Consider the following 11,129-nt stretch of genomic DNA (forward strand, 5'->3'; position numbering starts at 1 on the left):
ATGCTGAACGATTCCGCACCGACCGTGTGGCCACCATGACGTGCTGATCGCAGCGTCCACTGGTGAATTTCAAGAACCGCCGGTCAGCCGGCAGAGGTCGTTCTTGCTGCCATGGCCGGAATAGCTGGCGGCAAGACCGGCGGCGATCATCTCGCGGGCCGGGTCGCGCCCGTCTTCCAGCGCCACATCGGCGACGATGCGGCCGAAATATTTGTCGGCGGAAATATGCGTCAGCTTCACGGTGGGGGAACCGGTTGCCATTTTCTCCAGCAGCTGCTTGGCCGCCGCCGCTGCCTGCTGGCCGCGTGCGCATTTCGATTTCAGTTCGGGCGTGTCGATGCCGCGAAGGCGCACATAGACCTCGATGCTTTGCTGCGGCCAGGGGCGCGCCGAGACCAGCAGCGTGTCCCCGTCGATGACCCGGATCACCTCCGCGGCAACGGGTCCTTCGATCATGCCCTCGGCACCGGCACGCGCCAGCGAGGGTGCCGTGAAGGCTAGGAAATTTGTCAGGATATAAACCATTGTTGAGCGCATAAAAGGAAAATATTCCTCAATATGGGGCGCCGTCAATAGGAATTATAACCGATGACATCTTGATCAACCGTGAAGACCCGGTGCTTCCCGGCCCGTTCTCTCCACATATTCCAGATAACCGCCTTCATAGCGCTCGATGCCGTCCGGGGTGACTTCCAGGACGCGGTTCGACAGTGCGCCGAGAAAATGCCGGTCGTGGCTGACAAACAGCATGGTCCCCTCGAAGCCGGAGAGCGCCTTGATCAGCATTTCCTTGGTGTCGATGTCGAGGTGGTTGGTCGGTTCGTCCAGCACCAGCAGGTTGGGCGGATCGAACAGCATGGCTGCCATCACGAGGCGTGCCTTTTCGCCGCCAGAAAGCACGCGGCAGCGTTTCTCCACATCGTCGCCGGAAAAGCCGAAACAGCCGGAAAGGGCGCGCAAGGGGGCCTGTCCGGCCTTTGGAAAGCGTTCCTCCAGCCAGCCGAGCACGGTGTTGTCGCCGTCGAGAACATCCATCGCATGCTGTGCGAAGTAGCCGAGCTTGACGCTGGCGCCGATCGTCACCGTTCCGGCATCCGGTTGCGTTGCGCCGGTCACAAGCTTGAGCAGTGTCGATTTGCCGGCGCCGTTGACGCCCATGATGCACCAGCGCTCGCGGCGGCGGATCATGAAATCCAGCCCGTCATAGATCACGCGGCTGCCATAGGCCTTGCGGATGCCCTTGATGTTCACGACGTCCTCGCCGGAGCGCGGTGCGGGCTGGAAGTCGAAGCTCACCGTCTGGCGGCGGCGCGGCGGCTCCACGCGGTCGATCTTGTCGAGTTTCTTCACGCGGCTCTGCACCTGCGCGGCATGGGATGCGCGCGCCTTGAAGCGCTCGATGAACTTGATTTCCTTGGCCAGCATGGCCTGCTGACGCTCGAACTGCGCCTGCTGCTGCTTCTCGTTCTGCTCGCGCTGGCGCTCATAGAAGGTGTAATCGCCGGAATAGCTGTTGAGCGAGCCGGCATCGATCTCGATGATCTTGTTGACGATACGGTTCATGAACTCGCGGTCGTGCGAGGTCATCAGAAGCGCGCCCTCATAGGTCTTCAGGAAGTTCTCCAGCCAGATCAGGCTTTCAAGGTCGAGATGGTTGCTCGGCTCGTCGAGCAGCATCACATCGGGGCGCATCAGCAGGATGCGGGCGAGCGCCACGCGCATCTTCCAGCCGCCGGACAGTTTTCCGACATCGCCGTCCATCATATCCTGGCTGAAGGAGAGACCGGCCAGCACCTCGCGCGCCCGGCCCTCCAGACCGTAGCCATCCAGTTCCTCGTAGCGCGCCTGTACCTCGCCGTAACGCTCGATGATCGCCTCCATCTCGTCCATTCGCTCCGGATCGGACATGGCGGTTTCCAGTTCGTGCAGCTCGGCGGCCACCTGGCTCACCGGCCCGGCGCCATCCATCACCTCGGCCACGGCGGAGCGTCCGGCCATCTCGCCCACGTCCTGGTTGAAATAGCCGATGCTGACCCCTTTTTCGACGGCCACCTGCCCCTCGTCCGGCAGTTCCTCGCCGGTGATCATCCGAAAGAGCGTGGTCTTGCCCGCCCCGTTCGGCCCCACAAGGCCGATCTTTTCGCCCCTGTTCAGGGCGGCGGAGGCTTCCACGTAAAGAAGCCGGTGGCTGTTCTGCTTGGAAATGTTTTCGATGCGGATCATGATCGGGCGCCAGGAGGAGAATTGCGCGCCTTATGGCATGCGCCAAACGGTTTGTCTCCCGTCTGCATGGGGCGCCGTTCGCGCGGACGTTTGCGACAGCGGCTCCGGTGCTGCGCGAGGTACGCTGGCCGCCGCCCGGCACTGTCCGGAGCCCGGCTTTCCGAACCTGTGGACATGCGGGGACGTCTGGCCTGTGTTGCGGGTTTTCGGCCGCGCCGGCCGGCATCGAAAATCGCTGCACAGTTCCCAGCAGATGCTTTAGAACGCCTTCTATGTACAGAATTCTCGCCCCGTCCACGCAGTCGCAGGAGATCAAGCGCAGCCGGTTCTTGGCCGTCGCTGCGCCTATCGCGGATGAAGAGGCGGCCAGTGCCTTCCTTGCCGCCCATGCCGTGCCGGAGGCCAGCCACAACTGCTGGGCCTGGCGCCTCGGGCAGAATTATCGTTTCAGTGATGACGGGGAGCCGAGCGGCACGGCGGGCAAGCCCATTCTCCAGGCGATCGACGGGCAGGAATTGGACAGCGTGATCGTCCTCGTCACACGCTGGTTCGGCGGCACCCTGCTTGGCAGCGGTGGCCTGATGCGCGCCTATGGCGGCACGGCAGCCCTCTGCCTGCAGGCCGCTAAGAAGCGCCGCCACGTCGCGACCCGGCAGGTCTCGGTGGCGCTTGCATTCGCCGACCTGGCACTGGTCAAGGCGCGGCTCTCCGCCATCGGCGACGTGACTGTCGCACGTGAAACCTTCATCGCCGATGGCGCAGTCCTTGATGTTGTGCTGCCGGAGGCCGAGGCTGAGGCAATCCTCGCCATGGTGAGCGATCTGACGCGTGGCCGGGCCGCCATTGCCGGTGCCTGAGGTTAGAAGGCGCGGCAAGAGGCTCCTGCACCCGTTCGATAGCGCTGGCGTGCCGGTCACCCGAAGGTAGAGTCCGCATCAGCATAAAGCCGGGCAGCCTCAGGCGAAAGGCTGCCACCACCTGTCCCTGACCACAGCTGTTCAGGAAGCCTGCTGCTCGTCCTGCGGTCCGAAGGCCGCGAGAAACACGAGGATCGCCCTCTCGACTGCCGCCTGGCGGGTCGGTTGATCCGGCGCCGCGTCGAGACCCCAGAGCTGGCGCTCGACAAGGCCCGCTTCGCAGAGCGCCTTGAAGTAGAGACTCGTTTCGCGCAGGCCGGCGTGTCGCAGCTTTCCCGCCTCCATCAGGCCGGCGATGGTTTCGCTGAGAGCGATGAGGGTCTTGCGCGGACCGTTCTCGTAGAAGATTCGGCTCAATTGCGGCTGACGGCCCGCTTCGCCCATGATCAGGCGATTGAGGTCGATCACGTCCGGGCGCGTGACCAGATCGAGATAGGCCATACCCAGCCGCCGAAGGACCTGCACCACGTCGCTGCCGCCCCTGGTTGCCTCTATTTCCTCGATGCCGCCCTTCCCCGCCTCGTTCACGAAGGCCTCGAACAAAGCCTCCTTGCTCGAGAAATAGCCATAGAGCGTGGCCTTGGATGCCGCCGCTTCCGCAGCAACGGCCTCCATGGTGACGGCACCAAATCCCCTTTCGATGAACAGTTTTCCCGCGGCCTTCACAAAGCCCAGCCGCCGGTCCTCGGTCTTGCGTCGCATCCTGATCTTTCTGCCAGCAGACGGTGCCGCCGCAGCGGCACCGGCAATAACTGAACGACATCGTACAGAAATGTTGACATGACGCAAGAGGCGGCCCTATAACTGAACGGTATCGTTTAGGTATGAGAGGCCGCCATGCATGTCGGGTGTGGATCGTCTGGAGCGGATGAAGACAGCGGCTGCCGTCGCTTCACCATCCCATGGCGTAAGGGCTCAGCTGCGCGCTCCGGCTCCGCAAGCCCGCTTCAGCGCCCCCTTTCCTTCGCGATCCGGACAACGGTTGCGGCACTTCTGGCATTGACCGCGGCGCAGCTGCTCGGCATCCATCACCCCTGGTGGGCGGCGATGACCGTATGGCTGGTGGCACAGCCGACCCGCGGCCTGCTTCTGGAACGCAGTCTGGCGCGTCTGATCGGCACGATCTGCGGAGCCATCGCCGGAGCCTCGTTCCTCACCGCCTCGGCGCAGCATCCTGTCCCTGCCCTGGCGGCTCTGGCTCTCTGGCTGGCGCTCTGTGCCGGGGCCGGAACGACCGTTCGCCACTTCCGCAACTATGGTGTCGTCCTGGCCGGCTATACGGCGGCAATCGTCGTGCTGTTCGGTTTGCGTGACGGCCATGCCGATGCCGCCCTGGCATGGGACAGGGTCCTGTGCACGCTGATCGGCATCCTGTGCTCGGCGCTCCTGTCCTTCCGCGCCCTGCCCGCGCAGGATGTCTGCGTCCGGACGCAGGCACGCGGCCTTCTGGCACGCGTGCTGCGGCGGACCGCCAGCAGGCCGGGCGGCGACCCGGATGCCGATGCGGCACTTGTCGCCGAGATCGGCGCCTTCGGTCGGAGCATTGATGAACAGTCGGCCGGCACGATCCGTCGCCGCCTCGATAGCCTTGGCCTTCGGCATATTTCCGGCCTGCTGCTGGAGATGATCGCGCTGGCCCGGTCGGGGAACGGTGGCCTCGCGCCGGGTGCCACCTGCCCGGACGATCCGCTGCCATGCGCGCGCCAGTTGGCCCGCGCCGCCACCGCACGCGGCCAGCCGGCCCTCGCCCGCGCGCTCGAGGATCTTGCGAGCGCCCTGACGCCCGGAACCGGTTCGGCCTGGCGCCATTTTCGGTTCGATGTCGACGCGGTCGCCGTCCTTCGCGCCGCCGCGCGGCCGCTGCTCGCGCTTGCGATTGCCGCCCTGCTCTGGCTGACGACCGGCTGGCAGGCGGGCGCCATGATGGTGATGACGGCCGTGCTGTTCACCTCGCTGTTTTCCAGCCACGACCACGGCTCGTTGATGGTGGTGCAGGTCCTGCTCGGCACGCTCGCCGGAGCCGCCGCCGGCCTGCTGGCGCGCCTTGTCCTGCTGCCACAGGCCGACGGCCTGCCGGAGACGCTGATCTGCATCGCACCGTTCCTGCTCGCCTCCGCCTGGCTGATGCGGCAGCCGGCCACGGCAAAGATGGCGATCGACGTGGCAATGACATTCCTGCTGACCGCTCAGCCGGGAAGCGTACCCGTGCCCGTCGAGGTCGCTCTGCCGGAAGCCGCGGCAATCGTGTTTGGCGTTGCAATCGCCGTGGCGCTGTTCTGGCTCATCCTTCCCTCGACGCCGGCGGTGAACCGCGGGCTGCTGGCCCGCCGGGTCGCCCGCCTCACCCATCGGATCGCCGCCAATGACGAGCAGCCGGCCCTGCGGTCCCGTCACGAGGCATTGCGCCGCACGCAGCTACGGCTGCTCGATGTCACCGATGCGGACGGCTCGCTTTTTGGCGCCGCGCAGGCCTGTCTCGCGGCCGCCGCCGAAGTGCGCAGCCGGAATTCGAAATCCGCACGCGAGACGGCGCTTCGGGCCAGCGCCGCCCTCGATGCCCTCATCACGTCAAGCACAAGGAAAAACTGCAATGTCTGACATCCGCACGCAGAGCCAGTTCACGGGTCAGTATATCGGCGGAAGATGGCGAAGCGGAAACGCCGGTACGTCTCTTGCCGACGTGAACCCCTTCAATCAGGAGATCCTGACGGAAATCGGCTGCGCATCGCGCGATGACCTCGATGAAGCCTATCGCGCGGCCTCAGCGGCGAAGAACGATTGGGCCCGCGCCCTTCCGGGCGAACGGGCGGCCGTGATGTATCGCGCCGTCGATGTCATCGACCGCCGCCACGCCGAGATCGTCAACTGGCTCATCGCCGAATCCGGCAGCACCCGCATCAAGGCGGAGATGGAATGGGCGGCGGTGCGCGCCTGCACGCTTGCTGCGGCGACCATGCCCGCCCGCGTCACCGGCCGCATCCTGCCGATCGACATTGCTGGCAAGGAGAGCCGGGTCTATCGCCAGCCGCTTGGTGTCGTGGGCGTCATCAGCCCGTGGAATTTCCCGATGCACCTGTCGAACCGCACGATCGCACCGGCGCTTGCCATCGGGAATGGCGTCGTGGTCAAGCCCGCCGAGGATACGCCGGTGACCGGTGGCCTCCTGCTGGCCAGCATCTATGAGGAAGCCGGTCTTCCGCCCGGCCTGCTGAACGTGGTGGTCGGGGAGGTCGGCGAGATCGGCGACGCCTTCACCCTGCATGACATTCCGAAGTTCATCTCCTTCACCGGCTCGACCCGGGTGGGGCGCCATATCGGACAGCTGGCGATGAGCGGCCCCACGCTGAAGCGCGTCGGCCTCGAACTTGGCGGCAATGCACCTTGCGTCGTGCTCGACGATGCCGATCTCGACCGGGCGGTCGCCGGCGCCATCGTTGGCCGTTTCCTGCATCAGGGCCAGATCTGCATGAGCACCAATCGCATCATTGTCGAGGCCGGTCTCTATGACCGCTTTGTCGAGGCCTTCGTCGAGCGGGCCCGCAAGCTCAAGGTCGGCGATCCGAACCAGCCGGATACGGTGATCGGGCCGCTGATCAACGAGAAGCAGTTCAGGGCGGCGCTCGGCCATGTCGAAAAGGCCCGCGCCGCCGGCATCCGCCAGGTTCTCGGCGAGAAGCCGGCAGGGCAGGTTCTGCCACCGCAGGTCTTTGTCAATGTCCCGAGCGATTGCGAGCTGGCGCAGACGGAGCTGTTCAGCCCGGTCGCTCCCCTGATCCGCGCCGCAAACGAGGCCGATGCCCTGACCATCGCCAATGCCGTCGAGTTCGGCCTGTCCAGCGCCGTCTTCACGCAGGATGCGGCGCGGGGCCTCCGCTTCGCCAAGGGCATCGAGGCCGGCATGACCCACATCAACGACATCTCTCCCAATGACGATCCGAACACGATGTTCGGCGGCGAGAAGAACAGCGGCCTTGGCCGCTTCAACAGCGACTGGATCATTGAGGAACTGACCACCGACCACTGGATCAGCGTGCAGGAAGAACCGCGCGTCTATCCGTTCTGATCCTCCCTCCTCAACCGCACACCACAGAAGGAAAGACACCATGAGCATGACCTTCCCGGACATTCCCGAATTCACCGGCCTCTACAAGCCGAGCCGCATCGAGACACAGATCTTCGACCTCGAGGTCGAGGGCACGGTTCCGCCGGAGATAGCCGGCACCTTCTTCCAGGTTTCGCCGGATTCCTATTATCCGCCGATGCTCGGCAAGGACATCTTCTTCAATGGCGATGGTCTTGTCTCCGCCTTCCGCTTCGACAAGGGCCATGTCAGCCTGCGCCGTCGCTATGTGCATACCGACCGGCTGGCGGCGCAGTGGCGCGAGCGCCGGTCGCTGAACGGCATCTATCGCAACGCCTATACCAATGACCCGCTGGCGGCCGAAAACAACACCACCGCCAATACGACGGTGCTCTATCATGGCGGCGTACTGCTGGCGATGAAGGAGGATGCGCTGCCCTACGCGCTCGATCCCGAGACGCTAGAAACGCTCGGCGTCTGGGATTTCAACGGCCAGATCACGTCGGCGACCTTCACCGCCCATCCGAAGGTCGATCCCGACAATGGCGATCTTCTCTGCTTCGCCTACGAGGCGAAGGGGGATGGTACGCCCGACATCGCCTATTTCGAGATCGACGCGACCGGCAGGCTGAAAAAGGAGATCTGGTTCAAGGGACCCTACGCGGCGATGATCCACGATTTCGCGATCACGGCCCGCCACGTCGTTTTCCCGCTCATTCCGCTGACCGTGGATGTCGAGCGCATGAAGGCGGGCGGGCAGCATTTCCAGTGGCAGCCCGATCTTCCGCAGCTCTTCGGCGTCCTGCCGCGCGATGGCGGTGCCGAGGATGTCATGTGGTTCGAAGGCCCGAAGAACGGTTTCCAGGGGCATACGCTGAATTCCTATGAGGAGGACGGCTTCCTGCAGGTCGACATGCCGGTTACCACGGGCAATGTCTTCTACTTCTTTCCGCAGGCGGACGGTTCGGTACCGCTGCCGGAAACCCTGAGCTCGCAGCTGATGCGCTGGTCATTCAATCTCAACGGACCGGGGGATTCGGGGACGGGCGACACCGCGCTTCAGCCGCGTCCCATCACCTCCTTTCCCTGCGAATTCCCGCGCTGCGACGAGCGCTTCGCCGGCAAGCCCTACGAACACGGCTTCGTTCTCGCCTTCGATCCCACCTTGCCCTTCGACGAGAGCCTGGGCGAACGCCCCTTCCAGTTCTTCAATCAGCTCGCCCACGTCAATGTGAAGACCGGTGCCACGGATGCCTGGTATCCCGGCAATGCCCAGTGCTTCCAGGAACCGATTTTCGTCCCCCGCTCGGCAGATGCGCCGGAAGGTGACGGTTACGTCATTGCCCTGCTCAATCATCTGAGCGGCGACAATACCGAACTCGTGGTATTGGATTCGCTGAAGATGGCGGCAGGCCCCGTGGCGCGCATCAAGATCCCGTTCCGCCTGCGCATGTCGCTTCACGGCAACTGGACCCCGGCGGAGGTGCTGCAGGCGCGCCGCAGGCAGGCCTGAACCGAAGGCTTTACCAGCATGCACCGGAAGCGTTCCGGTGCATGACACCAGGCACAGCAAAGGAGGCCGCACGATGCAGGATGCAGGAAAGCACAAGGTGGTTGTCGTCGGGGCGGGCTTTGCCGGTCTGCAATGCCTTCACTCGCTGAAGCATGCCGCCGTCTCGATCACGCTCATCGACCGGCGCAACCACCATCTCTTCCAGCCCCTGCTCTATCAGGTGGCGACAACGGTGCTGGCCACCTCCGAGATTGCCTGGCCAATCCGGCATCTGTTCCGCGACCGGCCGGAAGTGGAGACCCTGCTGGGCGAGGTCGTCGGCGTCGATCGCGAGGCCTGCTGCGTGGTTCTGGAGGATGGCGCCCGCGTGCCCTACGATACGCTGGTCCTGGCGACGGGATCGCGGCATGCCTATTTCGGCAAGGATCAGTGGGAACCTTTCGCGCCGGGTCTCAAGACGCTGGAAGACGCGACCACAATCCGACGGCGGATGCTGCTCGCCTTCGAACGTGCCGAACGGGAGCCCGACCCCGAGGTGCGCGATGCGCTTCTTACCTTCGCGATCGTCGGTGCAGGCCCGACCGGGGTGGAACTGGCAGGCACCATCGCCGAACTCGCGCATCACACGCTGCCGCGCGAATTCCGCCGCATCGACACCCGCACCTCGCGCATTCTGCTGGTGGAGGCCGGCGCGAGGGTTCTGCCGGCCTTCAGCGAAGGCTTGTCGGCCTATGCACGTACCGCGCTCGAACGCCTTGGCGTCGAGGTGCTGCTCGGTCAGCCGGTCACGGATTGCGGGCCTGACGGCATCCGGGTCGGTGCCGTCGATATTGCCTGCCGGACTGTCATCTGGGCTGCAGGTGTGCAGGCGTCGCCCGCGGCGAAATGGCTCGGCGTCGATGCCGATCGGGCCGGCCGGGTTGCGGTGCGGCCGGACCTCTGCCTGCCGCAAGACGAGAGGATCTTCGTCATCGGCGATACGGCTGCCGTGCGGCGGCCGGATGGCACCTTCGTGCCCGGGCTCGCTCCCGCGGCCAAGCAGCAGGGTGCCTATGTGGCCAGGCTCATTCGCCAGCGTCTCGATGGCACGCCCCCTTCCGGCCCCTTCCGCTACCGGCATCAGGGCAATCTCGCCACCATCGGCCGTCGGGCCGCGATCATCGAATATGGCCGGTTCCGGATGAAGGGCGGCCTTGCCTGGTGGATATGGGGCCTCGCGCATATCTACTTCCTGATCGGCACACGTTCGCGCCTGGCCGTCGCATGGAGCTGGCTCTGGATCTACTTGAGCGGCCTGCAGAGCGCCCGTCTGATCACCCAGCGCGAACAGCCGAAAAGCTGATCTCCACGCGCGCATGCAAGGCATCGTCAACGCACCGCCTGCTGTGGCCAGTATCTTTCGCGGTCCACGGCACGGCTCACTGTATGGTCCCGCGCGCTTTCGTCTCTGTCCCTCCTGCAATGCCGGGCTGTGTTCAAATCCTGTCTTGTGTGGTCGGGAAGCTCAGCCAGGAGATGGAATAGTCGCGCTCACATCACCTTTTTGAACGCGTATTCGTCCCCCTCAGGCAAATCCGTGGGACCGGAATTCGCGCAGACCAAAGGGCCGCCGTCCCTGGCCTTCTGCCTCGTTGCCGATGGCAGATCGGCTTCCGACCTCGGAGGTCATCGATTTAGGGCCGGGGTCATCCGATCCGCGTCCCGTCCTGGCGCACGAACTGGTTGAAGAGTGCAGCCCCAGCGTGGAGCAGGATCAGCGCAAGCATCGCGATGTCGATGTAGAAATGCACGTTGCTCCGATTGGCGGCGCCGAAGCGGGTCAGCATGCCGGTGATGCCCATGCCGGGAAGTCAGAGGTAAAGCGCGTTGTGGACCCAATCCGGCGATGACGGCCTCCGCCGATGTGGTTCCCTGGGTGTCACCGGGCACGCCGTACCGATAGCGCAGCCACAACCGGGCGAGAACCGCCAGGGAAACGAGAGTGCCGATCGCTCCGTGCGTCATTGGAAGCGTGGTGTCGCCAGGGTCCGGGGCAAGGCCCGCATATTGGGCCGTCCTCTCGCAAATCATGGGTTGATGAAACGCGATCTAGACCACGATGCCGATTATGACGAACCAGTGAAGTGCGATTTGGGTGGGACGATAGGCCTGTGGGGTGGCAGGGAGATGGCGGCTTTCCCTTCGGTTCGGGCGGAAGGAGAAAGAGCAAGCGTGAGCGTAACACCGGCAGGATCGCAGCCTGACAGGTTGCCTGCGGCGTCAGGCTCGAGATGCCGTCTGGCCTGCTTGAACAGTACTGGGTCCGAGGTCGTCAGATGATAGCGAAGAAGGCGCGCCGAGTGGTCTGGGGCCGGAGGAGCACCCCGTCCCGCCCAGATGTTGAGAGCGAGCCTGT

Annotated in this window: 9 protein-coding genes; 5 read left to right on the forward strand and 4 right to left on the reverse strand. The window is 64.6% G+C overall.

Annotated elements, in window-relative coordinates; all coding sequences use genetic code 11:
- Window positions 1-69: 69 nt before the first annotated feature.
- Window positions 70-525, reverse strand: a complete 456-nt coding sequence (locus KLP42_RS23200) for a thermonuclease family protein (protein WP_252193206.1) — start codon at window positions 523-525, stop codon at window positions 70-72.
- 75 nt (window positions 526-600) lie between these two features.
- Window positions 601-2,223, reverse strand: a complete 1,623-nt coding sequence (locus KLP42_RS23205; protein WP_215570014.1) for an ABC-F family ATP-binding cassette domain-containing protein — start codon at window positions 2,221-2,223, stop codon at window positions 601-603.
- Between the two features lie 272 nt (window positions 2,224-2,495).
- On the opposite strand from KLP42_RS23205, the gene KLP42_RS23210 reads away from it, so the two are divergent.
- A complete protein-coding gene (locus tag KLP42_RS23210; protein ID WP_215570016.1) occupies window positions 2,496-3,080 on the forward strand; it encodes an IMPACT family protein in 585 nt (194 codons plus the stop codon).
- Between the two features lie 141 nt (window positions 3,081-3,221).
- Here the strand turns inward: KLP42_RS23210 and KLP42_RS23215 are convergent, their stop codons facing one another.
- Entirely contained in the window at window positions 3,222-3,842 is a 621-nt protein-coding gene (locus tag KLP42_RS23215) for a TetR/AcrR family transcriptional regulator (RefSeq protein WP_215570018.1), read from the reverse strand.
- Between the two features lie 135 nt (window positions 3,843-3,977).
- Here KLP42_RS23215 and KLP42_RS23220 point away from each other — a divergent pair, with 135 nt between their 5' ends.
- The 4 genes from KLP42_RS23220 to KLP42_RS23235 all read left to right on the forward strand — a co-directional run bounded on the left by KLP42_RS23220 (window position 3,978) and on the right by KLP42_RS23235 (window position 10,076).
- The gene (locus KLP42_RS23220) at window positions 3,978-5,738 is read left to right on the forward strand and encodes an FUSC family protein (protein WP_215570020.1); all 1,761 of its coding nucleotides are present in this window, start codon (window positions 3,978-3,980) and stop codon (window positions 5,736-5,738) included.
- Window positions 5,731-7,203 (forward strand): aldehyde dehydrogenase family protein, encoded by a 1,473-nt coding sequence (locus KLP42_RS23225; RefSeq protein ID WP_215570023.1) that lies wholly within the window; start codon window positions 5,731-5,733, stop codon window positions 7,201-7,203. Before KLP42_RS23220 ends, KLP42_RS23225 begins: the two co-directional genes overlap by 8 nt.
- A gap of 40 nt (window positions 7,204-7,243) precedes the next feature.
- Window positions 7,244-8,734 carry a carotenoid oxygenase family protein gene (locus KLP42_RS23230; RefSeq protein ID WP_215570026.1) on the forward strand — a complete coding sequence of 497 codons (1,491 nt, stop codon included), beginning with the start codon at window positions 7,244-7,246 and terminating at the stop codon, window positions 8,732-8,734.
- Window positions 8,735-8,807: 73 nt separating this feature from the next.
- On the forward strand, window positions 8,808-10,076 hold the full coding sequence (locus tag KLP42_RS23235) for an NAD(P)/FAD-dependent oxidoreductase (RefSeq protein WP_215570028.1): 1,269 nt from the start codon (window positions 8,808-8,810) through the stop codon (window positions 10,074-10,076).
- 343 nt (window positions 10,077-10,419) lie between these two features.
- Here KLP42_RS23235 and KLP42_RS23240 read toward each other — a convergent pair whose 3' ends face one another.
- Window positions 10,420-10,575: a hypothetical protein gene (locus KLP42_RS23240; protein ID WP_215570030.1), complete on the reverse strand. Its 156-nt coding sequence runs from the start codon at window positions 10,573-10,575 to the stop codon at window positions 10,420-10,422.
- Between the last annotated feature and the right edge of the window lie 554 nt (window positions 10,576-11,129).

Origin of the sequence: Rhizobium sp. CSW-27 (genome assembly GCF_018760785.1) — a bacterium.
In the GTDB taxonomy this organism is placed as follows: domain Bacteria; phylum Pseudomonadota; class Alphaproteobacteria; order Rhizobiales; family Rhizobiaceae; genus Neorhizobium.